We start from the raw sequence: 25,348 nt of genomic DNA, 5'->3' as shown, positions 1-25,348 counted from the left end.
ATGAGCGAGACCAATCCCCCTCCCGTGCCGCCTGCACCAGCGCAGTCGCCAGGGACGGACCTCCCTCCGCCGCTCCCACCGCGACGTGGCGGCTGCGCCACCGCGTTCATGGCGCTGTTCGGGTTGTTCCTGTTGCTGCCCGGGCTCTGCGCCCTGCTGTTCGGGTTCGGTGGCCTGACCGAATCGAGGCCAGATCCCTCCGTCTTCTTCCTGATCCTGCTCGGGCTCGCGGTCTGCTTTGCCGGCGTGATGCTGGTCCGCGCCGCGATCAAGGGCAGCTAGAACCACCCTTGATGAGCAACGTTGATTCACCCCCGCCGAACCGGCCGCTGGAACCGCATCGGCGCAACGGCTGCCTGACCGCTTTCATGCTGGTGGTAGGGGTGCTCCTGCTGATCCCCGGCGTCCTCTGCGTCGTCGTCAGCGTCGCGATGGGGCCTGGAGCCAACGTCAATCCGGCTACCATCATCGTGGTCTGCCTGGCTTTTGCCGGGTTGACATTGATCCTCAAGGCGCTTTCTCGGAAATGGCGCCGGATTCGACCCGCAAAAGCCCCTCAAAACCGGGTTCCGGAGCGAAAATCAGGCACTTAAACCGCCAATAAACCGTTGTTTTTTGGCGTTTTCTGACTATATTGCGCCGCAACGCGCAAGGTGCCCGGTCCTCTGACCGGGCTTCCTTTTTGGGGTGATGCGTCCCCGTCAAATTTCTTGGGTATGAGCGTGATCCGGGCCCCGATTGGGCCACGTGAGCGAGCGGCCGGCCAAACTGGTTCGGCGAGATCGCGCATCTAACCATTGCACGACCAGAAGAAGAGCCATGAACCTTCGTAACGTCGCCATCATCGCCCACGTCGACCACGGCAAGACCACGCTCGTCGACCGCCTGCTGCAACAATCCGGGACCTATCGCGAGAACCAGAAGGTCACCGAGCGCGCCATGGACTCCAACGATCTGGAGCGCGAGCGCGGCATCACCATCCTGGCCAAGGCGGCCTCGGTGCAGTGGAAAGATACCCGCATCAACATCGTCGACACCCCCGGCCACGCCGATTTCGGCGGCGAGGTCGAGCGCATCCTCAACATGGTGGACGGCGCGCTGGTGCTGGTCGATGCCGCCGAGGGCCCGCTGCCGCAGACCAAATTCGTGGTGTCGAAAGCGCTCAAGGTCGGACTGAAGCCGATCGTGGTGATCAACAAGGTCGACCGCCCCGACGCACGCCCGACCGAAGTCATCAACGAGGTGTTCGACCTGTTCGCCGCACTCGATGCCTCCGAGGAGCAGCTCGACTTCCCGATCCTGTACGGGTCGGCCAAGCAGGGCTGGATGGGCGACAGCCCGGAAGCTTCGCATGACGCCGGCATGCAGCCGCTGTTCGACCTGATCGTGCGCCACGTCGCGCCGCCGAAGGTCGAAGAGGGCCCGTTCCGCATGATCGGCACCATCCTCGAAGCCAACCCCTATCTCGGCCGCATCATCACCGGCCGCATCTCATCGGGCTCCATCAAGCCGAACCAGGCCGTGAAGGTGCTTGGCGCCGACGGCAAGACCATTGAGCAGGGCCGTATCACCAAAATCCTCGCCTTCCGCGGCATCGAGCGCACCCCGCTGGAGGAAGCCGACGCCGGCGATATCGTCGCGATCGCGGGCCTCACCAAGGGCACCGTCGCCGACACCTTCTGCGATCCCAGCGTCGAGGCGCCGCTGACCGCGCAGCCGATCGATCCGCCGACGGTGTCGATGTCGTTCATCGTCAACAACTCGCCGCTCGCCGGCACCGAAGGCGACAAGGTGACCTCGCGCATGATCCGCGACCGCCTGCTGCGCGAGGCCGAGGGCAATGTCGCGCTGCGCGTCGTCGAGGCCTCCGACAAAGATTCGATGGAAGTCTCGGGCCGCGGCGAATTGCAGCTCGCGATCCTGATCGAGACCATGCGCCGCGAGGGTTTTGAGCTCTCGGTGTCGCGCCCGCGCGTCGTGCTGCAGAAGGACGAGGCGACCGGCGCCTGGCAGGAGCCGATCGAAGAGGTCGTGATCGACGTCGACGAGGAGCATTCCGGCGTCGTCGTGCAGAAGATGAGCGAGCGCAAGGCCGAGATGATCGAGATGCGCCCGTCCGGCGGCAACCGCCTGCGGCTGGTGTTCTACGCGCCGACCCGCGGCCTGATCGGCTACCAGGGCGAACTGCTCACCGACACCCGCGGCACCGCGATCATGAACCGCATCTTCCACGGCTATGCGGCCTATAAGGGCGAGATCCAGGGCCGCCGCAACGGCGTGCTGATCTCCAACGACCAGGGCGAGGCGGTTGCCTACGCGATGTTCAAGCTGGAAGACCGCGGCCCGATGATGATCGAGCCGGGCTGGAAGGTCTACAAGGGCATGATCGTCGGCGAGCACACCCGCGACAACGACCTCGAGATCAACGTGCTGAAGGGCAAGCAGCTCACCAACATCCGCACCACCTCGAAGGACGAAGCGGTGCGCCTGACGCCGCCGATCCGCATGACCCTGGAAAAGGCGCTCGCCTATATCGAGGACGACGAGCTCGTCGAGGTGACGCCGAAGTCGATCCGGCTGCGCAAGAAGCATCTCGATCCGAACGAGCGCAAGCGCGCCGAAAAGGCCAAAGAGGCTGTAGCGTAAGCCCGATCTGTCGTGCCCCGGCTTGACCGGGGCACCCAATACGCCGCGGCCTATCGGTTCAATCTCCACTGTCTCTGGAATCCTTGATCACCCGGTTTCGCGGGTGATGACAGTCATGCATGCGGCGGCTTCAGGCCCGGCGGCGGACGTGCTAGAGCCGGGACATGAGTTCCCTTCCCTCCACGGTCGATGTCGCCATCATCGGCGCCGGCGCAGCCGGCCTCGGCGCCGCGCATGCGCTGAAGGGCACCGGCCTTTCCACCATCGTTCTGGAAGCCCGCGACCGCCTCGGCGGCCGCGCGCATACGATCCAGGCCGCGCCTGACGTGGTGTTCGACGTCGGCTGCGGCTGGCTGCATTCGGCCGACCAGAACAGCTTTGTCGGCATCGCCGAACAACTCGGCTTCGAGCTCAACAAGGACCTGCCGCCGTGGCGCGAGCGCGCCTACGGCAAGGCGTTCCCGCAGGCCGATCGCGACGCGTTCATGCTTGCGCTCGACCAGTTCTACGATCGCATCGAGCAGGCCGCGCGCGGCGACAAGGATGGCTCAGCCGATCGCTATCTCGAGCCCGGCAACCGCTGGAACCCGATGATCGACGCGATCTCGACCTATGTGAATGGCTGCGAGCTCGACCAGCTCTCGATTCTCGACTTCGACGCCTATGAGGACAGCAACGTCAATTGGCGCGTCAGGCGCGGCTATGGCGCGCTGGTCGCGGCCTATGGCGAGCAAGTATCGGTCGCGCGCAACTGCGAGGCCCGGCTGATCGATCACGCGGGCCCGCGCCTCCGTATCGAGACCTCGCGCGGCACACTCGAGGCGGACAAGGTGATCGTCACCGTGCCGACCAATCTGATCGCCGACGAGGCGATCCGCTTTTCGCCCGCGCTACCGGACAAGCTCGATGCCGCGCGCGGCCTGCCGCTCGGCCTCGCCGACAAGGTGACGCTGGCGCTCGCCGAGCCCGAGGCGCTGCCCAAGGAAGGCAATCTGCGTGGCGCCACCATGCGCACCGAGATGGGCACCTATCACATCCGCCCGTTCGGCCAGCCCTGCATCGAGGGCTTCTTCGGCGGACGTTTTGCGCGCGAGCTCGAAGACGCCGGCGACGGCGCCATTGCCGCCCACAGCATCGATGAGATCGTCTCCTTCCTCGGCAACGATTTCCGCCGCAAGCTGAAGCCGCTCAACGAATCCCGCTGGGCCCACGACCCGTTCGCCCGCGGCTCCTACTCGCACGCATTGCCCGGCCACGCCGACAAGCGCGCCGTGCTGGCCGCACCGGTCGACAGCCGGCTGTTCTTCGCAGGCGAAGCCACTTCGCCGCATTTCTTCTCGACCGCGCATGGCGCGCGGGACAGCGGAGAGCGGGCGGCGAAGGAAGTGTTGGGTGAGTTGACGCGCAAGTAGCCCCATCGTCATTGCGAGCGGCGCGAAGCAATCCATCGCGCCGCATTCGGATAGATGGATTGCTTCGTCGCTTTGCTCCTCGCAATGACGGCAGAAACTACTCCAGCACCCTCGCCCGCAGGTCGGCATCCGGCACGAAGCACGTCTCATACTTCCCGAAGATCTTGTAGCGGTTACGGGCGATGAGGCCGTAGACCGCGTCGCGCAGCGATTTTGGCACTGCGAACAGCACGCGGGTCCAGCGCCAGCCGGGGAGATGGCTCAGCACCGTCAGTGCCGCGTCCGACTTCATCCAGGCGATGCCGTCATGGACCACCGCGTTGGTGTCGGGATCCTCGGGGTCGATGCCGAAGGTCTTTGCCAGCCGCGTGCCGTAGTCGGACTGGATCGGCGTGAAGCGGAAGCGGCGCGTTGTGTCGCGGGCAATGACGAAGCGGACCCAACGCGAGCAGAAGATGCAGACGCCGTCGTAGAGGATCACGTCGTCGTCGGGCCACTTGCTCATCTTGATTTCCTTCGACGCGTTTTCTTCACGCGAACCGGTTCCCACTTCGCTCGAAAACGCTATCGGTTATCCAGCATCAAGAGCGCCACCAGCATCAGCACGATCGCAGGCCCGGTCTTCACCAGCGCGCCGAGCGGCTCGATCCAGAGATCGGGCGTCAGGATCGCAGATCCGGCCATGTAGCCGAGCGAGGCGATGATGCCCGCAACCAGACCGAACGCCGCGGTGCGACGGACGGCGATCAGCACACCGATGCTCATGTCCGTCAGGCTGGTCAAGACCGTCACCGGCCCAACCAGGGCAGGCGGGAAATGATGCGCGCTCAGGATGCCGGCCGCAGCGTCATAGGAGACGACCAGCGAGATGAAGCCGGACGTGACCCAGAACAGCACGAGGCTTGCGAAGATCAGCGCCTTGATCAGGAACAGTCGGGCAAACCATTTGTCCTGAATGGTCGCCGGGCGCCCGCCGATGGCTTGCGCGATGGTCTTCGGCACGATGCCGGTCGCTTCCATCCAGGCCGTGGGATCGCCGGTGACGCCGCGGCGCAGCTCGGCGATCGCGTTGGAGCGCAGCGGCGGCATCCACCCCAGGCGGCTCGTGAGATCGCCGAGACGGGCGCCGAGATCGATCAGGAACGGCGGCGTCGGAAGTCGAAAATGTTTTGCCGTGCCGAACGACCAGCGGAACTGGGCGATGACGCCGCCGAGCGAGATCGGCTGCGGCTGCATCAGATCCCATGTCACCGATCGCATCGCCTCGTCGGCGACGTCGCGCGAAGCGAGCCAGGCGATGGTGGCGGCGATATCCTCGACCGCGACCGGCTGGAACGGCGTCGCCGCCTCGTCGGCCGGCAGATCGACCGGCAGCGCCGCCAGCGCGCGCAGCATCGCGCTGCCGCCATAGGCCGAAGGCGCGATGACAAAGCCCGGGCGCAGGATCGCATGCGCGATCCCGGACGCCGCGATCAGCCGTTCGGCCTCGCGCTTGGTGGTGCTGAAGGCTGTGCGGTCCTCACTAGCCGCGCCCGGAATCGAAATGTGGACCAGACGGATGGCGCGATGGCTGTCGCTGATCGCTTGCAGCAGCCGCGCCACGAAGTCGCGATGCACCGCGCTTGTGTCGCTGCCGGGACCATCCTGCAATACACCGAGGCAATTGACGACGATGTCCGCCTCCTGCGTGCGAAGCAGCTGCGCCAGCGTCGCAGCATCCATCGACATCACGGGAAGCTCGAGGTCGGCCGCACTCATCTTCTGTGCCGACGTGAAATGCCGCGCGATCCCGATCACGTGAAAGCCGCGCGCCCTCAGATCGTCGGTGACATAGCGACCGATCAGGCCCGACGCGCCGAGCACGAGAATGTTGTGTGATGCGTCATCACTCATGGGTCCCCTATACTATTCAGTGTCGTCATTCCGGGGCGCGAATCGAACCCGGAATCTCGAGATTCCGGGTTCGATGCTTCGCATCGCCCCGGAATGACGACACTGCGCTAAAAAGGCTTCGCAATCATCAGCCACAGGATGATCATCACCGATCCGAAACCGGGAATCCCGAACAGGAACCAGCGGCGAAACAGCGCATCGTAACGCGGCGGCAGCGGAAGACCCTTGTCGACAGCCGCCTGCGCGAGGTCGCGCATCTCCATCTGCATGAAGATGACGGGAACCCAGAACGCGCCGGCCAACGCGTAGAGCGCCAGTGAAACCAGCAGCCAGCGCTCGGTCAGGCTCGTGGCCGACAGCATCATCAGCAGTCCGCCGCTCACCGGCTGCAGCAGCACGGCGCTCAGCGTGAAGATCATGTCTGCGATCACGACGGTTGCCGCCGTGCGCGCGATGAAGGCCGCATCGCGCGTGCGATGCGCCGCCAGCATGAAGAAGGCGATGCCGGTCCCGGTGCCGAGGATCACAATGGCGCCGAGCACATGCAGGTATTTGATGAGGAAGTAGAGCGTCATCGCGGTCCGCTCGTGATCAGGCCGATCTCGGCGCGTACAGATACCGCCGCTGCCATAGGCCGGACGCGCGCGGAAATCCACTGCGGCGGCGCAGAAGCAGAACGCGCGATGCACCCGCGTTGCGCCTGGATTCGCTCGCAAAATTCCTGCGACGAATCAGCGCCGAACGGCCTATTTCCGAGCTGCGGCATTGTCATACAGCGCTCGCGATCCACGCTTTGCACAGGCCGGGATCGGCGATCGGTCCCGCGAACCCGGCGAGTGTCCTCTTTCGGTACAAGTTTTCATGACACTGATGCAAAAAATCCACACGTTAACCGATAATTAACGATGGACCTTGAAGGCGGGCCTCCGACTTGCTTTGATTAGATGCATGAGCACAACGCTAATCGAGGTCCGGCCGGCCAAAGCTGCAGACGCAGCCTCGGTGGCGTCTACCCATGACGAAGCCTGGCGCTCGGCGTATCAGGGAATCATCCCCGGCGCCGAACTCGAAAAGCTGATCAATCGCCGTGGCCCGCAGTGGTGGGACAGCGCCATCCGCAAGGGCAGCCGCGTCAGCGTGCTGGTGTTCGGCGACAGGATCGCAGGCTACGCCAACTACGGCCGCAACCGCGCCCGCAGCCTGCACTTCGAAGGCGAGATCTACGAGCTCTATCTGCGGCCGGAATTCCAGGGCCTGGGCTTCGGCCGGCGCCTGTTCGCCGCAGCCCGCCGCGACCTGCTGCAGAGCGGCCTGAAGACCATGGTGATCTGGGCGCTCTCCGACAACGAGCCGGCGACCGAGTTTTACCGCGCGCTGGGCGGCCGCATGGTGGCGCGCTCCTCGGAGCGGTTCGGGCCGAAGTCGCTCGACAAGGTCGCTTTCGCCTGGACCAACTGAAAATCCTGCTTCTCTCGCAGCTGCAGCAAGGCTAAACAGCCTGAGCGTTTGCGCGCGACGGCCAGCCCGGCTCCCAAGGCCGGGCTTGAAGCTGTTTTGCGGCCTGGCGGCGCCAAGCAAGAAATCCCATCGTTCTCAACTTCCAAAGGCCACGCGGAGCAATCCATGCGTATCGACGCCATATCGATCGGAAAGAATCCGCCCCACGACGTCAACGTCATCATCGAGGTTGCCGTCGGCGGCGAGCCCATCAAGTACGAGATGGACAAGGAGGCCGGCACACTGGTGGTGGACCGCTTCCTCTACACGCCGATGCGCTATCCAGGCAACTACGGCTTCATCCCGCACACGCTGTCGGGCGACGGCGATCCCTGCGACGTGCTGATCGTCAACACCCGCGCGATCGTGCCGGGCGCCGTGATGAGCGTCCGCGTGGTCGGCGTGCTGCTGATGGAAGACGAGGCCGGCGGTGACGAGAAGATCATCGCGGTGCCGTCGTCGAAGCTGACCCAGCGCTACGACAAGGTGCAGAACTACGACGATCTGCCCGACATCACGCTGCAGCAGATCCAGCACTTCTTCGAGCACTACAAGGATCTCGAGAAGGGCAAGTGGGTCAAGGTGCTGCGCTGGGGCGACGCCGAGGAAGCCCGCAAGCTGATCCTCGAAGGCATCGAGCGCGCGAAGAAGAAGTGACGGTGTAGCCGTCATTCCGGGGCGATGCGTTAGCATCGAGCCCGGAATCTCGAGATTCCGGATTCGCGCTTCGCGCGCTCCGGAATGACGGCACCATTCACACCGCCGGCGCCGGCAGGCCGGCAATCGCGCAGGCGGCGCGCAGCGTGTTGACCAACAGGCACGCCACCGTCATCTGCCCGACGCCGCCGGGCACCGGCGTGATTGCGCCGGCGACATCAAGCGCTTCCTGGAATGCGACGTCGCCGACCAGCTTCGGCTTGCCGCCGGGCACCGGAATGCGGTTGATGCCGACATCGATCACGGTCGCGCCCGGCTTCAGCCAGTCGCCGCGCACCATCTCCGGACGGCCGACCGCGGCATAGACCAGATCGGCCTGGGCACAAAGCTTCGGCAGGTCGCGCGAGCGCGAATGCGCGATCGTCACCGTCGCGTTCTCGTTCAGCAGCAATTGCACCAGCGGACGGCCGACCAGATTGGAGCGGCCGATCACGATCGCGTTCATGCCCTCGAGCGAGGGGTGCACGGTCTTGGTCAGGATGATGCAGCCGAGCGGCGTGCAGGGCGACAGCGCGGCCAATCCGCCGGCGAGCCGGCCGGCATTGTTCGGGTGCAGGCCATCGACGTCCTTGGCCGGGTCGATCGCATTGATGATGGTCTCAGTATGCAGCGATTTCGGCAGCGGCAGCTGCACAAGGATGCCGTGCACCTTCGGATCGCGGTTGAGCTGTGCGATCAGCGCCAGCAGATCGGCCTGCGACACGTCCTCCGGCAGCTTGTGCTCGAACGAGGCCATGCCGGCGGCCTGGGTCTGGGTGTGCTTGCTGCGGACATAGACCTCGCTCGCCGGATCATGGCCGACCAGCACGACGGCGAGCCCTGGCGTGAGCGCATGGTCGCGCTTGACGCGGGCGACCTCGTCGGCGACGCGGGCGCGAAGCTCGGCGGCGATGGCTTTTCCGTCGATGATGCGGGCAGTCATGTCAGTCCCTTGTCTCCTGCTGGGTCAGCTTCCTCAACATTTCGCCAAGCCCCTTCGGGTCGCCGTCGACCGCCACCTGCTTCAGCCGCGAGGTGGCGCCGGATAACAGCTTCACCCTGGCCTTGGGCACGCCGAGCGCCTTGGCGAGCAGCTCGATCACCGCGCGGTTGGCCTCACCGCCTTCCGCAATGGCGCGGACCCGCACCTTCACCACCGAGCGGCCATTGGCCAGCGTCTCGATCCCGTCGATGTCGTCGCGGCCGCCACGCGGCGTCACGCGCAGCGCGATGCTGATGCCCCCGGTGGAATAGCGCCAAGGATCCATCAGCCCTCGCGCAGGATCAGATCACGTTGGGATAGATGTAATAGGCGATCACCCGCTGGATGAACATGATGATCAGGATCACGATGATCGGCGAGATATCGAGCCCGCCCAGACTCGGCATCACGTTGCGAATCGGCCGCAGCACCGGCTCGGTGATCCGGTACAGGAACTCGGCCACCGCGGAGACGAACTGGTTGCGCGTGTTGACCACATTGAAGGCGACCAGCCAGGACAGGATGGCGGAGGCGATCAGGAGCCAGACATAGAGGTCGAGGACGATGATGACGATGTCGAGAACAGCGCGCATATGATGGGGGCTCGCGGGTGGGACGACCAGGTGAAGCGCAACGGGACCGGACTGGGCCGCCAGCGCGCTTCTCGTTTGAGCAGGATCTTTTCGGAAAGCCGCGACGCACTTTTTGCTGGCGCGGCCCGCCGGGTCCGGATCATGCTCTAAATATCGGTTCATCCCCCCGCAAACAAGGGAAGTTCCCGGCGGGAAAGGCCGAAAACCGTTGTTTCAGCGTTCTTGACTTGGCCTTGGGCGGGACTGTAAATGGCGCCCGACTGACGGCCGGGATACTCAGCAACACCCGACCGCAATGGGGCCATAGCTCAGCTGGGAGAGCGCGTCGTTCGCAATGACGAGGTCGGCGGTTCGATCCCGCCTGGCTCCACCACGCTTCGCCCTTCGGGCTGCGCGTGGCGCAGCCGCGCAGAGCCCGAAGGGTGAAGCGTGGTGTCCGGCGAAGCCCAAAGGGCGAAGACGGACTTTAGCCCGGCGGCCTCCCCCTCACGTCCCCGTAAACCTCGGCGGCCGCTTCTCCACAAAGCTCGCCACGCCTTCCCTGAAATCATTGCCCTTCAGCGCGATCTGCATCTCGCGGTTGGCATCGATGGTGGCTTCGGCGAGCGTCTGGAACGGCACGTCGTAGACCTGGCGCTTGATCACGGCGATCGCGCTCGGCGAGACGAAATCGGCGAGATCGCGGGCATAGGCATAGGTTTCCTCGGGCAGCTTCTCCGGCGAAGAGAGCCGGTTGACGAGGCCGATGCGCAGCGCCTCCACAGCCGATACGCGCCGCGCCGACATCAACAGATCGAGCGCGTTGGCGTGGCCGACGATGCGCGGCAGCATCCAGCTGATGCCGTGTTCGGCGATCAGGCCGCGCCGCGCGAAGGCGGTGGTGAACACCGCGCTGTCGGCCGCGAAACGCAGATCGCAATACAGCGCGTGGACCAGGCCGATGCCGGCGGTGGCGCCGTTGAGCATCGCGATCACGGGCTTCTTGATCGCGGGGTAATAGGCGTAGCGCGTCTGCCAGTCGGCGCGGCGATTCATGTCGAACGGAATATTCTCGCCGCGCCTGACCTCGTTGGGATCGATCCCCTTCAGCGCTTCCATGTCGGCGCCAGCGCAGAAGCCGCGGCCTGCGCCGGTCAGCACGATGACGCGAACATCGTCGTCATTGGCCGCCGCCTCCATCGCGTGGCGCACGTCGCGCTCCATGATCGCGGTCCACGCATTCATGCGGTCGGGGCGGTTGAGCGTGATAGTCGCGATCCTGTCGCTGACCTCATAGAGGATGTGTTCGTAGCTCACGGCGATCTCCCTGTGCCTTGTTGTTATTGATACGCGCGGCGATGCAGGCCGCGCGCGAGCAGCCGCGGCAAGACTAGCACATCCCTGCAAATGAAAAGGCGGCGCGAAATTCCGCGCGGCGGCTATTCCGCGGCCTGCAGCATCACCGGCCGCGGCACGCGCGCGATCCAACCATCGATGAAATGCTTCAGCCACGCGCGCTCGGCGGCATCGTGCACGGCACGCTCGGCGAAGTGCAGATGACCCGGCTGCGCGCCGGGCGAATCCATCCGCGCGCAACCGCGCGTGGTCCAGCGATGCATCATCGCGTAGGTCACGTCGGGATGAAATTGCAGGCCGAAGGCATTGCCGAACTGGAACGCCTGCACCGGGAAATCATCGCCCGCCGCGAGCAGGTCCGCGCCGTCAGGCAATTGAAAGCCCTCGCCATGCCAGTGGTAGACACGCGCCGGCCAGTCCGGGCACAACACGCGGCCAGCCTCGGTCGGCCGGACCGGGTAATAGCCGACCTCGACCCGGCCTTGCGGATGCGGCGCGACCTCGGCGCCGAGTTGCCGCGCCAGCATCTGCGCGCCGAGGCAGATGCCCAGGAACGGACGCTGCTCGCGCAGCGGAACCGAAATCCAGTCGATCTCGCGCCGGACATAGTCGTCGGCATCGTTGGCGCTCATCGGGCCACCGAAGATCACCGCACCGGCATGCGCCTCGAGCGTGTCCGGCAGCGCGTCGCCGAAACGCGGGCGGCGGATGTCGAGGGGGTAGCCCAGCGCGCGCAGCGCGTTGCCGATCCGGCCGGGTGTCGATGTCTCCTGATGCAGGACCACCAGCACCGGCCGCAGCGAAGCCTGGTCCGAGATCCGATCCTTGGGCGTGATCGCGGCCGGCCTTCGGCTCGCGAAGGGCACCACGACACGGCTCTGGTCAGACCGGAACAACATTGCCTCTGCTTAAAGTTTCGGCACGTAAGGCACGATCATAGCTAAGTGGTCGTTAACATCGTGTGAGTTTGCGCACACCCGTGCGAAGCAAATCGCGGGCCAGAAACAGGCTTAACGGCGATGAATGGGCTTTTGCAGGTGAAGCTAGCGCTTGCGCAGCTGAAAGCCGCCGACCGCGGTCAGGATGAAGGAGCGCGGAAACAGCCGGAGCAGGAACGGCACCATTTTGATGAAGGCGCCGGGCAGCACGGCGCGCTTGTTGGCCATCAGGCCGCGATAGGCCTGGCGGGCGACCTCGGCCGGCGCGACGTTGAGGATGGCGGAATCGAATCCGGGGGCAAAGCCGGCGCGGTCCTGGAATTCGGACGGCACGGGGCCCGGACAAACCACGGTGACGCGCACCCCCTTCGGCGCCAGTTCACAGCGCAACGCCTCGGAAAACGACAGCACATAGGCCTTGCTGGCGTAGTACACGGCCATGCCGGGGCCCGGCAGGAATCCGGCGATCGAGCCGAGATTGAGGATGCCGCCGCGGTTGCGGATCAGCTGGTCGGCAAACCGCAGCGTCAGGTCGGTCAGCGCGCGGATATTGAGGTTGATGATGTTGAGCTGTTCGGCGCGGTCGCGCTCCACAGCAAGCCCGAACAGGCCGAACCCGGCATTATTGACGAGATATTCGACCTCGACGCCGGCCTCGGTCAGGGCCTGCGCGATCCGCTCGCCCGCATCGGTCTGCTGCAGATCGCAGGGAATCACGATCGGCGCCGCGCCGCCCTTGGCCCCGAGCTCGTCGGCGAGCGTCTTCAGGCGATCGGCGCGCCGTGCCACCAGCGCTACGCGGTGACCATTCGATGCAAACACGCGCGCCAGTTCGGTGCCTATGCCCGCCGATGCCCCGGTTATCAGCGTCACACGCTCAGTCACGTTTCAAACTCTTACTGCAAATTCTAGTGAGGTCCCCAACGGGGCGACGAGAGCATAGGGACGCGGTGTGACGCAAGCCGCGTATGGGCTTGTGGATAGCCGCGGGGCCGCTGGTTTCGTGACGAAATGACCGATTTTCAGTCGGATCGCCCGCAATCGCGGCGGACATTAAAATTTCGTCATCCGCCATGCAGGCAGGGGGCATCGGCTTGCGCCAGGCAGCCGTGTCAGATTGCCGCGTCGGCCGTGCCCCAGGGGCCCTTTGGCAGCTCCGCCTGCTTCTCGGCGACCCGGTGCTTGAGATCGATGCGGTCGCGTGAGGAAATGCCGAGCAGATCGGCGGCGCGCCAGACCACATTGTCCTCGAACTCGCTGACCTGGCCGTCGGCATAGACCAACTCCCACATCATCTCGACGATGCGCAGCCGCCCCTCCTCATTCACCGAGCGCATGATCACACTGGTAAAGTGATAGAGATCCACGGCCTCGCCCTCGACGCGCATCGCGGAGGCGATCAGTCGGTCGGCGGTGCCGGGATCGAGCTGGAAGCGGCTCTCGATCAGGCTGTGCAGCTTGAGCTTTTCGACAGGCGTCGGCTCGCCGTCGAGCGAGACGACATGCACCAGGAGCGCGGTCGCCGCCAGACGATAATCGCTGTCGTCGAAGGCGCGGTCGGTCTGGGCATCGGGGGAGACGATATCGGCAATGAATTGGCGGAGTCCGTCGAGCATCGTTCTCTCTGTGGAATGAAGCTGTCCGGAAAACCGCTACGCACGTTTCCGGATCATGCGCTGTTGAAATCTATATGGCGTGGAAACAGAACCGGCGCAATCCGCGCGGGTTCCCGCTGCGGCATTGCGTTTCGGCAAGCATTACGTGTCGGCAATATGACTACGGTATCTCGTACACCACGAGCTTGTCGGCAATGCCGCGCAGCGCCGCTTCCTTCTGGATCGGCTTGATCGCCGCGCGATCGAGGATGCCCGCGACCTCCGCTGCTTCCATCACCGGCTGGGTCAAATGGATTTCCTGTGACGTCGACAGGCTCTGTACCCGTGCGGCGATATTCACGGTCTGGCCGAAATAATCCTGCCGCTCGTTCAGCGTCACCGCAAGGCACGGCCCCTCATGGATGCCGATTTTGACGACCAGATCTTCCTTGCCGCGCTCGGTGTTGAGCTGCTTCATCGCCGCCCGCATCCGCAGGCCCGCCGACAATGCGTGCTCGGGCCGGATGAAGGTCGCCATCACCGCATCGCCGATCGTCTTCACGACGGCGCCGTGTTCGGAGGCGATGATCTCGAGCAGCGCGTGGAAATGCGCGCGCACCAGATCGAACGCGGCGAGGTCGCCGACCCGCTCATAGAGCGCGGTCGAGCCCTTCAGATCGGTGAACAGGAAGGTCAGCGCGGTGATCTTCAGCCGCTGGTCCACTGTGAGGTTGTCGGCCTTGAACACGTCGCGGAAGGTCTGGTTCGACAGCATCCGCTTCGCGGTGAGGATCGGCTTGCGCTTGCCGAGCAATTTGTGCAGCGGGTCGCCCGCGATCCACACCGAAGGCAGCACGCGAACGTCGGCGTGATTCTCCAGCGAGAGCCGCAGCGGCCCCGGCCGCATCGTCGAGGTGCCTGTCGGCGCATGCGAGTTGTTGAAGGCGATCGAGAACTGCTGACGCTCGGTAGTCGGCTCGCCCTCGACAGCCAAGAAATGCGCCGAATGCGTCACCGGCTCGAACAGGATGACGAACTGGTTGGGCAGGTTGAGCGACAGGATCGCCTTTTCGCCAGGCGGCAGCTCGAGCCCCTCCAGCGTCACCTCGTTGATCAGGGTCGACACCGAGCTCTCGTCGAACTCGATCCCCGAGCTCCAGAACATCTGCCGGAAGTATTCCCAGATCGGCAACGTGTTGGGATCGTGCGCGGCAATGCGACGAACGCGCGGACTGACAGTGAAGGCAACCTCGACCTGCTCGTCGACCGAAGCCTCGTAGCCGGCCGCGCACAGCGCGCAATTGTAGTCGTCATGGCGCAACGACTTCAGCGTGGTGTGAGCGTCGAGCACGCCGCCACAGCCCGGACACAGCACGTTCCAGCTCATGTCGAACAGGCCGAGCCGGGAGGCATGCAGGAAACCGGAGATCACCTTCTCCTGATCGAGGCCGGTACGGCTGGAGAAATCCAGAGCGTTGATGCGATTGAGCTCGCGATCGTGGCCATCGGCGATCAACTGCTGCATAGCATCGACGACGGCCGGATCGGTCGTCTGCCTGAGGACTGCGAAGTGGGCTTGCGTATCGCTCATGGTGAACCCCTAGAGCATGATCCGGAAAAGTGCGTAGCGGTTTTCCGATAAGATCATGCTCAAAACAAAAAGAGATAGAGCGGGATGACAATTCGACGAAGAGTCATCCCGCTCAAGATGAGCATTTGGACACCGCCGCGCAAGATCAGCGCGGCTTGATCGTGAACACCGGGGAGCGGTTCGGCTGTGTCGTCACCACGCCGATCGGAAGCACCGGATCCTTGTCCGCCAGCGCGACGCGGAACGTGCCGATGATCCGCGCCAGCGCAAGCGTCGCCTCGACCAGCGCGAAATGCGCGCCGATACAGACCCGCGCGCCGACCCCGAACGGCAGATAGGCGAACCGATCGGGCGGCGTCTCCGTCATGAAGCGCTGCGGCACGAACGCGTTCGGCTGGTGCCACAGCTTTTCATGCCGGTGCAACAGCCACGGCGCGATCAGGATTACGTCATGCTTCCTGACCGGACGGCCCGCGATCGTATCGGGACCGGCAGCCGCTCGCGCGATCAGGAACGCCGGCGGATAAAGCCGCATGGTTTCGTCGACCACCGCGCGGGTGAATTTCAGCTGCTCGATGTCGAGCGCGCTCGACGTCGTCACGCTCCTGACTTCTGCTGCCAATTGTTCCTGGGTCTCGGGATCGAGCGCCAGCAGATAGAGCGCCCAGAACAGCGCGGTCGCGGTGGTCTCGTGGCCGGCCAGGATCATGGTCGCGACCTGGTCACCGAGCTGGGCGTCGGTGAAGGCCTCGCCGGTTTCAGGATCGCGCGCAGCGCCCATCAGGTCGAACAGGTCGTGCCCCGGCGCGTTGTCATCCTTGCCGGCGGCGCGACGCTCGGCCATCAGCTGGCCGACAAACGCGGTCCAGCGCTTGCGGAAACGGGCGCGCCGGAAATCCTGCGGAGTGGGCCAGTTCAAGGGCAGCACCAGGTCGAGCATATGCGGCCGCGCCAGCGTGTCGCCATACTCCATCACGAAGTCGCGCAGCGCGGCGCCGTGGCGATCCATGCCGAACGAGAACATGGTGCGGCCGGCGATCTCCAGCGTCATGCGCTGCATCACCTCGCGCAGATCGACCGGAGCGCCGCTCGCGACCTTCAGCTTGGCGATGGTCTCGTCGACCGCCGCGATCATGTACGGCACCAGCGTCGTCACCGCGCGCGGCGTGAATGCCGGCGCCAGCGTGCGGCGCTGATACTTCCAGGCGCGGCCCTCGGCGATCAGCAATCCCTCGCCCAGCATCGGACGCAGCACGCGAAGGCCGGCCGGCGTGCGGGTGTAGTTTTCGTAATTGTCGACCAGCACGTGGCGGATCGCATCCGGCGTATTGAGGATGAAGCTCGAGTGATTGAGGAAGCGGCCCTGGACGATGTCGTCCTCATAGGCGCGCTGGCCCCAGGTCTCGATCGGCGAGTTGCGCATCACCCGCATCCGCTGGAACGCGCCCATGCCTTCGGGCGCGCGCGGCGGCGCCGGCGGAACCAGGGGACGCCGCGTGACCGTGACGTCGTAGACTTCGGCTATGCTCATGGTCCTCGCTTCCTGCCTCACGCAATGGCCGATCCGGCCACGCGATCCCGGCGCCACAAAGGCGCGCGGACCCTGCACAAGACCTAATAAGTCAGCTCGGCGACTGCAATCCGATTCTCCGACGCCGGCCAGGCCCGTGCCACGATGCGTTCGCCGTTGAAGATCGCGGCCACCGGACGGCTGAGATCGGCCGCGGGGAGCCGCAACGTCGTCACCGCATCGGTCGGCACGCCGGATTTGACATCGGCCGGTTCCTTGCCGTCGAACAGCACGATATCGCGCGGTAGCCCGAAATAGCCGCGCGGCCGTGACATCAGCATGACGGCGCCCGCACCGGCATCGGCAGGCAGCAGCGGTCGCGCCGCGCGCAGATGCACGATCTCGGACGAGCGCGGAAACGGCGAGCGATAGATATGCGTCGTCACGGCATCGGGCGAGGTCAGTACGAATTCGAGCGACCAGGATGGATCGACCTGCGCCGGCCCCCAACGGCCGTCGGCGCCGGTCTGCGAGCTGTGCAGCGGGCCACTGAGGCGCTCGCCGGTTTCCGCCGACACGCGATAGATGTCGACCGTGGCACCCGGCACCGGCCGGTTGGTCGGCACGCCGCCGGGCGTGCCCGTGACGAGGCCGCTCAGCTTCACCGCCGTCTCCGGCACGATCTCGATCCGCGACGGCTCGTGCCCCGCGATGAATTTGTAGATCTCGCGAAAGGCGCGCGGATGATACGCGGTCTCGCGATGATCCACGGCGCCGAGCACCAGATTGGTCGCGCCTTTCAGCGCCGGACCTTCGGACGTGACGTTGGTCGGTGTGCCCGGCTTGCCGATGAAGCGGCCGTCGGCCTGGGCATATTTGTCGAGGCCATCGCTGCGCAAGGTCAGGAAGGCGGTGCCAGCAGTCACTTCGCTATCGCCATCGTTCAACGCGCGCAGGAACGGACCGCGCCCGTTGAACTCGTTGCCGAGCCCATCGTCCGAGGCATACACACCATGATTCGGGGTGCCGCACAGCACCGCGTGGCTGGTGTCACCGCCGCCACCGTTCTTGACATAGTTGCGGATCGCATTGCCGCCGCGGGAATTCCCAACCAGCGCAATACGCGCGGCGCCGCTCTTTTGCTTCAGCTCCCTGACCGCCTCGGCGAGCTCGCGGCGCGCATCCTCGGCCGAGGAGCGGCCCGCCTGCTCGACCTTGTCGTCGGCGCGCGCCAAGGGATCGGTGAAGTTGATCGCGACCATGCGCTCGCGCGGCACGCCGTTGGATTCCATGCGCCAGAGCGTCGTCAACCAGAGCGCAGCGTGATCGCCATTGCCGTGCACGAACAGGATCGGCGGGATGTCGCTGGCGGGCGCGGACTGGGCCAAGGCCGACTGAGACAGGGCCGAGGTACCGAATTGGCCCCCCAGCAAGGACAGCGCGCCTGCCCCCTTCAAGATCGTCCGTCGCGACAGGTCCATGCGTTCCCCCCAAACTTTTCAGCACTTTAGCTGGGCCCACGGCCGCGAACAGGTCATAACTGCCCGGGCATGAGACGCTTTTCGCAGTCATTTGCGACCCTGGCTCGGATCATCAACAAGCCGGAGCAGGGCAAACGGAACCGGATATGAGCGAACCGCCAGTACGCACCGACAGTATCACAGCACCCGCTACGTCACTCGATCTTCAGGCGAATCTGGCTCGCCAGCCTGCTCTCCAACCTCGGCATCCTGATCCAGGGCGTCGGCGCCGCCTGGGCGATGACCCAGATGACCGCGGAGGCCGACAAGGTCGCGCTGGTGCAGACCGCGCTGATGCTGCCGGTGATGCTGATCGCGATGCCGGCCGGCGCCATCGCCGACATGCATGACCGCCGCATCGTGGCGCTGGTGTCGCTGGCGATCGCCCTCTCCGGCGCCACCACGCTGACGGTGCTGGCCTGGCTCAATCTGGTGACGCCGAACATCCTGCTTGCGCTGTGCTTCGTCGTCGGCAGCGGCATGGCGCTGTTCGGCCCGGCCTGGCAATCCTCGGTCAGCGAGCAGGTGCCTTCGGAGACGCTGCCCGCCGCGGTCGCGCTGAACGGCATCAGCTACAACATCGCGCGCAGCTTCGGCCCGGCGATCGGCGGCATCGTGGTCGCCTCCGCCGGCGCCGTGGCGGCCTTCGCGGCCAACGCCGTGCTGTATCTGCCACTGCTCGCCGTGCTGTTCCTGTGGAATCGCGTCAGCGAGCCGTCGCGGCTGCCGCGCGAGCGGCTGAACCGCGCCATCGTCTCCGGCGTGCGCTACATCACCAATTCGCCGTCGATCAGGATCGTGCTGACCCGCACCATGGTGACCGGCATTATCGGCGGCTCTGTCTCGGCCCTGATGCCGCTGGTGGCCCGCGATCTGCTGCATGGCGGCGCGCAGACCTACGGTATCATGCTCGGTGCCTTCGGCATGGGCGCGGTGATCGGCGCGCTCAACATCAGCGAGATCCGCAGCCGGCTCAGCGGCGAAGCCGCGATCCGCGTCTGCGCGTTGACGATGGGCGCGGCGATCGCCGCTGTTGCCGTGAGCAGGCAGCCGGTGATCACCGCCGCCGCGCTGGTGGTTGCCGGCGCGGTGTGGATGCTCGCGATCGCGCTGTTCAACATCGGCGTGCAGCTGTCGGCGCCGCGCTGGGTCGCAGGCCGGTCGCTGGCGGCCTTCCAGGCCTCGATCGCCGGCGGCATCGCAATCGGAAGCTGGTGCTGGGGCCGCATCACAGACCTCGGCGGCGTCGAGATGGCGCTGTTGATCTCCGCCGGGCTGATGCTGCTGTCGCCGGTGCTCGGCTTCTGGCTCAGGATGCCGCCGATCGGCGCGCGCAACGAGGACGCGACCGATATGCTGGCCGATCCCGAGGTGCGGCTGCAGCTGACCGGGCGCAGCGGGCCGCTGGTGGTCGAGATCGAATACCGGGTGGCGCAGGACAATGCCCGCGCCTTCCACAATGTGATGCAGGACGTGCAGCTCAGCCGCCAGCGCAACGGCGCCTATGGCTGGTCGATCGCGCGCGACATCGCCGATCCCGAATTGTGGACCGAGCGCTATCATTGCCCGACCTGGCTCGATTTCCTGCGCCAGCGCAACCGCGCCACCCAGATCGAGCGCACGCTGCATCAGAAGGCGGCCGACTTCCACATCGGCGCCGAGCCGATCCGCGTGCGCCGGATGCTGGAGCGTCCGTTCGGCTCGGTCCGCTGGAAGGACGAGACCCCGGACCGCGCCGCCAAGGAAGTGATCCCGGTGGTCGCGACCGCGGCGGGCAGCAGTACGTAAATCTCTCAATCGTCATTCCGGGATGGCCCGAAGGGCCAGGCCCGGAATCCATACTCACGATCGTGGTTATGGATTCCGGGCCCATCGCTTGCGCGATGTCCCGGAATGACGGTTGGTTGGTCTACTGCCCGTTATCGGTGAGGGTCTGCTGGCAGGCCTTGCTGAGGCGGCTGCGGTGCTCCTTCAGGCAGGCCAGCACGACCTGATCGCCCTCGCTGAGATGGGCGCGGCAGAACCGCGAGGCGTCGCGTGAGCAGGCATCGCGCCCCTGCTGCTGTGCCGAGGCGGCCGACGTCAACAGAACCAGCGGAACGACGGCGAACAGAAATCGGGTCATCTTCAAAGCCTCTAAGGAATGCAACGCCGGTTCTATAGCGTTTCAAGGCCGCGAAGAAGCTTGAAACGGCCGCGCGAACCGGCCGGTTCCGGTTCGGGGTGACCGCCCGAAGACGGCCTGCGTCTCGTAGCCGCAGGTTTGCCCCGTCAGATGCCGTGCAAGATCACTCGGCGGCAGCCCTGCGCTGCGCGGCGAGATCGCGGTCCAGCACGACGCGGCAGCCGCTGCTCAGCTGGGACCGATTCTTGACCATGCAGGCGGTGATCCTCGGGATGTTCGGTATCTCCGCGCTGCACAGCCGGAACGCATCGCCTGAACACATCTGCTGCGCCTCGACGCTGAACGCAAAGCTCGCGGTCGACGACAGCACGGAAACGGCGGCCGCAAACGCCAGCGTGACGCCGGCGCTGCGAGCGGCACGTTCCAGAACCCGACTCTTCAAGATGGTGGTCATGATCGGCTCCCATCGGCGCCGCAAATGGCGGGGCCCTCTGTTTGATGGGTCCGATCCTGCACGGCAGCGAGCTGACCGACTGTGATGGCCGTCACGCAGGCGTAAGCCGCACTTTTTCTTGTCCTTCCCGCGCCCTGTTGGGATCGCGTTAAGACCTTGTTGGCATTAATCGCTCGTTACGGGTGTGGCGTATCCTTGAGTTCCGAGAGAGTGTAGCGATGCGTAGTGCGTTGGGCCTGATGCTGGCCAGTGTTGTAGCGGCGATCGTGATCGCCGGCGTGTGGTTCTGGACCTCCTCGCCGCGTGCCGACGCGGCTCCTCCGCAGACAACTGCCGCAGCCAAGGCCGAGCCGCTTCCTGCGGCGGCAGCAAAGCAGGCTGCCAAAGACGATGTCGAGACGACCGCCGCGCTGTCGAAGCGCGCCGATGCCACCCAGGCGGCAGCCCCGGCCGCTGCACCGGCACCAGCACCGGCCCCGGTCGCGGCCATGCCCAAATGCGCCAATCCCGATGCGCTCGGCATCACCCGCACCGTCGTCGTTGACACCACGGGCGGACCGGGCTTCGGCTTCCTGCAGTACAAGCAGTATGACTTCCTGACCGACCATGAGGTCGTGCTGACCTTCGACGACGGTCCGTGGCCGACCACGCCCGCCGTGCTCAAGGCCCTGGCGGACGAGTGCACCAAGGCGGTGTTCTTCCCGATCGGCCTGCACACCACCTATCACCCGGACATCCTCCGCCAGGTCGCCGCCGCAGGCCACACCATCGGCGCCCACACCTGGTCGCACGCGCATCTGGCGGGCAAGAAGATCACCGAGCAACAGGCCAAGGACGAGATCGAGAAGGGTTTCAGCGCAGTGAAGCTGGCGCTGGGTGCGAACCCCGCTCCGTTCTTCCGCTTCCCGGCGCTGGCGCACACCCCGGCGACGACCGCCTATCTCGGCACCCGCAACATCGCGATGTTCTCGGTCGACGTCGACTCCAACGACTTCAAGTCCAAGAGCTCGGACGAGGTCATCAACAACGTGATGACCAAGCTCGACAAGGAGCACAAGGGCATCATCCTGATGCACGATTTGCAGAAGCACACCGCGCAGGCACTGCCGACGCTGCTGCGCAAGCTGAAGGCAGGCGGCTACAAGGTGGTCTGGATGAAGGCCAAGACCCAGATCGAGACGCTGCCCGAATACGACGCGATGATGGCGAAGACCGAGAAGCCGATCGCAACGGGCCGGCCGATAGGCAACGTCGTGCAGACGGTCGCCGAGTAACGCGGCGAACGCACGCAATACCCGCAATGCAAAGCGCCCCTGGATCCGATCCAGGGGCGCTTTCGCTTTCAGCCACCTTCTGCTGGTCCAACACGGCCGGACGATCTTGATCGCCGATGCGCCTTCGAAAGCGGCGTTATCGCGCGCCCGGTAGCTGCGGCTCCCACCAAAATATCGAAAACAACCCCATGCAAAGTAGCTGGCGGATGCCGACGCTCGACAAGGTGTGGCTACCAGTAAATCCCGTGGCGATGCAGTTCGCCGATGATGCGGCCCTCGGTCCAGCGCCGGGCGTGGCGGCGATGGCTCGACCTGTTCCAGGTCGTCCGCTGCTCCGGCGCCGGCTTTGCGTCTGACACCGCTGACGGCTGGGCATTCCCTTGCTGCTGCACGGGCGCCTGCTGCAAGGCCGGCTGGGCTTGCGGCTGCGGAGCGGGAGCCGCAACCGGCGCTGCCCGCTCGACATATTTTGGCGCTTCCGGCGGCATTGGCGACGGCGCGACGGCGGGCGCCGCCGGCGCATCGGCAACCTTGTCCGCCGCATTGACCGAATTCGACGCGGCGGCCGGTAGCGAGCCTGCCCCGCCCAACGACAGGCTTCGTTCGCCGGCCTGCGCGGAAGCGGAAGCCAAAACCACCGCCGTGATCAGGATGAGTTTGCGCATTGTTGTTCTCCCGTTGGTGGCGGGAGACTAGCCACGTCGTCCGAGCCACAGTGTGAGCTGCTTCACGCAGCCATCGCGCGCCGCCTTCATCTCCCTGTGATCGTCAGTCCCAACAACGCCGCCACCTCGGCGGCGTCCTGGACAGGGTCATCTCCGCCTTCCCCGCCTTGCAGCAGCCTTGATCTGGATCAACGGCGGCTTCTCGTTGGGTCGTTCAATGGGATTGCAGGTTCGGTTCGTTGTGTACGTCGCATTTGCTTGCCTGAATATCCCAGCGCAGCGCGGCTCTTATGAAGACCTTCGATATCACGTATCGCTATAGCAGCGACGATGTCTCGATCAGGCCAACCCCGCCGGACAGTCATGCGGCTTTGCTGCGTCTGGAGCAGGGCAACAAGAGCTTCGCCACGTTCCTTGACTGCGACGAGGGGGCGAGCGTGGTACAGCAGATCATCCCGGTCGATCTGCGTGACCTGGGCCTGCCGGCCGACAGCGCCGTACCGAAGCAAAGACCGTTTGCGGCCGTGCTCGGCTGCTCGGACGCCCGCGTACCCGTTGAACTGATTTTCAACGAAGGACCCAATGATCTCTTCGTGGTCCGCGTCGCGGGCAACGGGCTGGGAATTGAGGTGCTTGGAAGCCTCAAATACGCCGTCGAGAATCTTGGCGGGAGCCTCAAGCTCATCGTCGTCCTCGGCCACAGCGGATGCGGCGCGCTCACGACAGCCGTCGATGTATTCCTGAATCCGCGTGAATACTTGCCGCTCGCGACCAAGCGTTCGCTCCGCAGCATTCTCGACGGCGTGCTGGTCGTGGTGCAGACTTCCGAGAGAAAGCTGGTCGCCGCGTTCGGGCCAGCGGTGGTACACGAGCCCGGATATCGAAAAGCCTTGATCGAGACGTCGATTGCCACCAACGCCGCGCTGGCGGCTTACTCAATACAAGAAGAATTGAGGAGCAACGCCTACACCGGGATCGAAGCGGTTTACGGCGTCTATCTTCTGGAGAGCCGCGCGATATGGGCTCCCCGTTCCAGTGATGCCGATGGGATTGGGCTGGCGGCGGCACCTCGAGACCTTGCAGCGTTTGTGGAACTCGGCAACGCCATCGTGCGCTCGCGGCGTATTGAATCGCTTGTGAACGCGAAAGATTGATCGGAGCCGTCTCCCCTTCCCAATCCGAACGGAGGCCATGCCCTTGCCGGGAGACCAGCCGCGTCGGGCCCAGGATCCCGTGAGCTGCATCACGCCAGGAGAATGGTAGCTGCCAACAGGCTGGCATGGTTCAGCCGGATTGTTGAAACTTGGTCCTATCGGTCGGCTCGCATCCGCGTACGGTTGTGCACCTTGTGACATGGTCTCGGCGCAACGTCGTTTGCCTGCGCACGCCAGCGCCCACAGCACTGACTTGTGTGCCGCCCCTCAGGTGGGGAGCCGGGAATAGACTCGTCGGTTTGGGTTTCTCCTTCGCACAATGCCTGAACTCTGGAGACCTCAGTGAGTGCATTTGAACAAGGTCGCGTACGGCCCGGCGACGATGGCTTGGCGAATGCGGCCGCCGAAAGGCTCCGTTCGATGATCCCGGTCGCCGGCGCGATCGCCTATCCGTTCCTGCTCGATGGATTTCATCTCGCGGTCTCTCCTGCGAGCGGCCAGCCCTCGCCTGGCCGGATGGTTCTGGCGGCGCTTCTTCTGCTAGCCGCGACGGCCGCGCCCTTGCTGGGTCTGGCCTGCGCCTATTGGATGACCAAGGCAGCGCCTTCGACGTTCGAGCTGCGTGCCCGGCGGCTCGCCTATATCAGCATCGCCGCGCCGCCACTGTTCGTGTTGACCGGCGTCGGCCTTGGACTGCTGCACATCCCTGTCAGCGATGAGCTCATCTGGGTGGCAGGTTGGCTCGCCGCGTGTCTCTACGTGCTGCTCGGCGGCGAGCAAGAGCGGCCGGCAATGTCAGCCGCGATGGCTCCGTCCATTGCCAGATGGCGTGTCACGCATGGCATCGCCGCGGCGGTCATCCTTCTCTATGTCGCGTTTCACCTCACCAATCACCTGCTGGACCTGCTTGGACCGGAGGTTCATGGCGCCGTGATGAAGCTCGGCCGCACGGTCTATCGATCCTCCGTGGTCGAGCCGGTGCTTGTCGCCTTGATGCTGTTCCAGGTCGCCGTCGGCGTGCGGCTTGCCTGGCGCTGGAGCTCGCGGCCGGCGGACGGATTCCGCGTGTTTCAGATCGGCTCCGGCGTCTACCTCGCGGCGTTCATCGTCACCCATCTGAACTCCGCATTCGTCTCGGCGCGGGCCGTGCACCACATCGACACCAATTGGGACTGGGCGTCGGGCGCACCGACCGGCCTGATCCACGACGCCTGGAGCATCCGCCTGGTGCCGCACTACGCACTCGGCGTCTTCTTCGTGCTCGCGCATCTCGCTTCAGGATTGCGCGGCATCCTGATCGCGCACGGCGTGACCACCGCGGTCGCTAACCGAATCTGGGCAACCGGGCTCGCAGCAGGCGCGCTGATCGCAATCGCGATCATGAGCGGACTGTGTGGCGCGCGGATCTAGAGCGTTTTCGAGCGAAGTGGGCACCGGTTCGCGTGAAGAAAACGCGTCAAAACAAAAA

25 protein-coding genes, 1 tRNA gene and 1 pseudogene are annotated in these 25,348 nt (G+C 65.1%); 11 read left to right on the top strand and 16 right to left on the bottom strand.

What is annotated here, in order from left to right:
* The 4 genes from ACVIGA_RS22100 (at position 1) to ACVIGA_RS22085 (ending at position 4,058) form a co-directional block, all read left to right on the top strand.
* Entirely contained in the window at positions 1 to 282 is a 282-nt protein-coding gene (locus ACVIGA_RS22100; RefSeq protein ID WP_375777924.1) for a hypothetical protein, read from the top strand.
* A gap of 11 nt (positions 283 to 293) precedes the next feature.
* Positions 294 to 593: a hypothetical protein gene (locus tag ACVIGA_RS22095; protein ID WP_456667968.1), complete on the top strand. Its 300-nt coding sequence runs from the start codon at positions 294 to 296 to the stop codon at positions 591 to 593.
* Positions 594 to 819: 226 nt separating this feature from the next.
* Entirely contained in the window at positions 820 to 2,646 is a 1,827-nt protein-coding gene (gene typA, locus ACVIGA_RS22090) for a translational GTPase TypA (RefSeq protein WP_166213197.1), read from the top strand.
* Positions 2,647 to 2,810: 164 nt separating this feature from the next.
* A complete protein-coding gene (locus tag ACVIGA_RS22085; RefSeq protein WP_456667967.1) occupies positions 2,811 to 4,058 on the top strand; it encodes a flavin monoamine oxidase family protein in 1,248 nt (415 codons plus the stop codon).
* A gap of 97 nt (positions 4,059 to 4,155) precedes the next feature.
* Here ACVIGA_RS22085 and ACVIGA_RS22080 read toward each other — a convergent pair whose 3' ends face one another.
* The 3 genes from ACVIGA_RS22080 to ACVIGA_RS22070 all read right to left on the bottom strand — a co-directional run bounded on the left by ACVIGA_RS22080 (position 4,156) and on the right by ACVIGA_RS22070 (position 6,526).
* Complete coding sequence (locus ACVIGA_RS22080) at positions 4,156 to 4,563, bottom strand: thiol-disulfide oxidoreductase DCC family protein (protein WP_456667966.1); 408 nt, start codon at positions 4,561 to 4,563, stop codon at positions 4,156 to 4,158.
* 59 nt (positions 4,564 to 4,622) lie between these two features.
* Positions 4,623 to 5,951, bottom strand: coding sequence for an SDR family oxidoreductase (locus tag ACVIGA_RS22075; protein WP_456667965.1), 1,329 nt, complete (start codon positions 5,949 to 5,951; stop codon positions 4,623 to 4,625).
* 107 nt (positions 5,952 to 6,058) lie between these two features.
* Positions 6,059 to 6,526: a DUF2269 family protein gene (locus ACVIGA_RS22070; protein WP_456670858.1), complete on the bottom strand. Its 468-nt coding sequence runs from the start codon at positions 6,524 to 6,526 to the stop codon at positions 6,059 to 6,061.
* 373 nt (positions 6,527 to 6,899) lie between these two features.
* On the opposite strand from ACVIGA_RS22070, the gene ACVIGA_RS22065 reads away from it, so the two are divergent.
* Together ACVIGA_RS22065 and ppa are read left to right on the top strand one after the other, a co-directional pair.
* On the top strand, positions 6,900 to 7,409 hold the full coding sequence (locus ACVIGA_RS22065; RefSeq protein ID WP_092121284.1) for a GNAT family N-acetyltransferase: 510 nt from the start codon (positions 6,900 to 6,902) through the stop codon (positions 7,407 to 7,409).
* 165 nt (positions 7,410 to 7,574) lie between these two features.
* A complete protein-coding gene (gene ppa / locus ACVIGA_RS22060; protein WP_223971112.1) occupies positions 7,575 to 8,105 on the top strand; it encodes an inorganic diphosphatase in 531 nt (176 codons plus the stop codon).
* Positions 8,106 to 8,202: 97 nt separating this feature from the next.
* Here ppa and folD read toward each other — a convergent pair whose 3' ends face one another.
* The 3 genes from folD to ACVIGA_RS22045 are packed head-to-tail and all read right to left on the bottom strand — an operon-like array spanning position 8,203 to position 9,719.
* The gene (folD, locus tag ACVIGA_RS22055) at positions 8,203 to 9,087 is read right to left on the bottom strand and encodes a bifunctional methylenetetrahydrofolate dehydrogenase/methenyltetrahydrofolate cyclohydrolase FolD (protein WP_456667964.1); all 885 of its coding nucleotides are present in this window, start codon (positions 9,085 to 9,087) and stop codon (positions 8,203 to 8,205) included.
* 1 nt (position 9,088) lies between these two features.
* Positions 9,089 to 9,412, bottom strand: coding sequence for a DUF167 domain-containing protein (locus ACVIGA_RS22050; protein ID WP_456667963.1), 324 nt, complete (start codon positions 9,410 to 9,412; stop codon positions 9,089 to 9,091).
* 16 nt (positions 9,413 to 9,428) lie between these two features.
* Positions 9,429 to 9,719, bottom strand: coding sequence for a YggT family protein (locus tag ACVIGA_RS22045; RefSeq protein WP_097676856.1), 291 nt, complete (start codon positions 9,717 to 9,719; stop codon positions 9,429 to 9,431).
* Between the two features lie 297 nt (positions 9,720 to 10,016).
* On the opposite strand from ACVIGA_RS22045, the gene ACVIGA_RS22040 reads away from it, so the two are divergent.
* A tRNA-Ala gene (locus tag ACVIGA_RS22040) sits at positions 10,017 to 10,092 on the top strand.
* Between the two features lie 113 nt (positions 10,093 to 10,205).
* On the opposite strand, the gene ACVIGA_RS22035 is transcribed toward ACVIGA_RS22040, so the two are convergent.
* The 7 genes from ACVIGA_RS22035 to ACVIGA_RS22005 all read right to left on the bottom strand — a co-directional run bounded on the left by ACVIGA_RS22035 (position 10,206) and on the right by ACVIGA_RS22005 (position 18,169).
* Positions 10,206 to 11,015, bottom strand: coding sequence for an enoyl-CoA hydratase (locus ACVIGA_RS22035; RefSeq protein WP_456667962.1), 810 nt, complete (start codon positions 11,013 to 11,015; stop codon positions 10,206 to 10,208).
* A gap of 122 nt (positions 11,016 to 11,137) precedes the next feature.
* Positions 11,138 to 11,953 (bottom strand): glutamine amidotransferase, encoded by an 816-nt coding sequence (locus tag ACVIGA_RS22030; protein ID WP_456667961.1) that lies wholly within the window; start codon positions 11,951 to 11,953, stop codon positions 11,138 to 11,140.
* A gap of 144 nt (positions 11,954 to 12,097) precedes the next feature.
* Positions 12,098 to 12,877, bottom strand: coding sequence for an SDR family NAD(P)-dependent oxidoreductase (locus ACVIGA_RS22025; RefSeq protein ID WP_456667960.1), 780 nt, complete (start codon positions 12,875 to 12,877; stop codon positions 12,098 to 12,100).
* Between the two features lie 227 nt (positions 12,878 to 13,104).
* Positions 13,105 to 13,608: a tellurite resistance TerB family protein gene (locus ACVIGA_RS22020; protein WP_456667959.1), complete on the bottom strand. Its 504-nt coding sequence runs from the start codon at positions 13,606 to 13,608 to the stop codon at positions 13,105 to 13,107.
* Positions 13,609 to 13,768: 160 nt separating this feature from the next.
* Positions 13,769 to 15,178 (bottom strand): adenylate/guanylate cyclase domain-containing protein, encoded by a 1,410-nt coding sequence (locus ACVIGA_RS22015; RefSeq protein WP_223971130.1) that lies wholly within the window; start codon positions 15,176 to 15,178, stop codon positions 13,769 to 13,771.
* Between the two features lie 145 nt (positions 15,179 to 15,323).
* Positions 15,324 to 16,709 carry a cytochrome P450 gene (locus ACVIGA_RS22010; protein WP_456667958.1) on the bottom strand — a complete coding sequence of 462 codons (1,386 nt, stop codon included), beginning with the start codon at positions 16,707 to 16,709 and terminating at the stop codon, positions 15,324 to 15,326.
* 83 nt (positions 16,710 to 16,792) lie between these two features.
* Complete coding sequence (locus ACVIGA_RS22005) at positions 16,793 to 18,169, bottom strand: hydrolase (protein WP_456667957.1); 1,377 nt, start codon at positions 18,167 to 18,169, stop codon at positions 16,793 to 16,795.
* A gap of 186 nt (positions 18,170 to 18,355) precedes the next feature.
* On the opposite strand from ACVIGA_RS22005, the pseudogene ACVIGA_RS22000 reads away from it, so the two are divergent.
* Positions 18,356 to 19,996: pseudogene (locus ACVIGA_RS22000) on the top strand (MFS transporter); the annotation flags it as partial.
* A 121-nt stretch (positions 19,997 to 20,117) separates the two neighbouring features.
* Here the strand turns inward: ACVIGA_RS22000 and ACVIGA_RS21995 are convergent.
* Together ACVIGA_RS21995 and ACVIGA_RS21990 are read right to left on the bottom strand one after the other, a co-directional pair.
* On the bottom strand, positions 20,118 to 20,333 hold the full coding sequence (locus ACVIGA_RS21995) for a cysteine rich repeat-containing protein (protein ID WP_050631287.1): 216 nt from the start codon (positions 20,331 to 20,333) through the stop codon (positions 20,118 to 20,120).
* A 163-nt stretch (positions 20,334 to 20,496) separates the two neighbouring features.
* Entirely contained in the window at positions 20,497 to 20,787 is a 291-nt protein-coding gene (locus ACVIGA_RS21990) for a hypothetical protein (protein ID WP_456667956.1), read from the bottom strand.
* A 218-nt stretch (positions 20,788 to 21,005) separates the two neighbouring features.
* On the opposite strand from ACVIGA_RS21990, the gene ACVIGA_RS21985 reads away from it, so the two are divergent.
* Positions 21,006 to 22,061: a polysaccharide deacetylase family protein gene (locus tag ACVIGA_RS21985; RefSeq protein ID WP_456667955.1), complete on the top strand. Its 1,056-nt coding sequence runs from the start codon at positions 21,006 to 21,008 to the stop codon at positions 22,059 to 22,061.
* 230 nt (positions 22,062 to 22,291) lie between these two features.
* On the opposite strand, the gene ACVIGA_RS21980 is transcribed toward ACVIGA_RS21985, so the two are convergent.
* Entirely contained in the window at positions 22,292 to 22,726 is a 435-nt protein-coding gene (locus ACVIGA_RS21980) for a hypothetical protein (RefSeq protein ID WP_456667954.1), read from the bottom strand.
* A 290-nt stretch (positions 22,727 to 23,016) separates the two neighbouring features.
* Between ACVIGA_RS21980 and ACVIGA_RS21975 the strand changes: the two genes are divergently transcribed.
* Both ACVIGA_RS21975 and ACVIGA_RS21970 read left to right on the top strand, forming a co-directional pair.
* A complete protein-coding gene (locus tag ACVIGA_RS21975) occupies positions 23,017 to 23,880 on the top strand; it encodes a carbonic anhydrase (RefSeq protein WP_375777909.1) in 864 nt (287 codons plus the stop codon).
* Between the two features lie 342 nt (positions 23,881 to 24,222).
* The gene (locus tag ACVIGA_RS21970) at positions 24,223 to 25,290 is read left to right on the top strand and encodes a hypothetical protein (RefSeq protein WP_456667953.1); all 1,068 of its coding nucleotides are present in this window, start codon (positions 24,223 to 24,225) and stop codon (positions 25,288 to 25,290) included.
* Positions 25,291 to 25,348 lie beyond the last annotated feature (58 nt).

This window comes from Bradyrhizobium sp. USDA 3240, from assembly GCF_054063295.1.
Note: the sequence above shows the minus strand (reverse complement) of the source record. Positions and strands in the feature narration are given on the sequence as shown.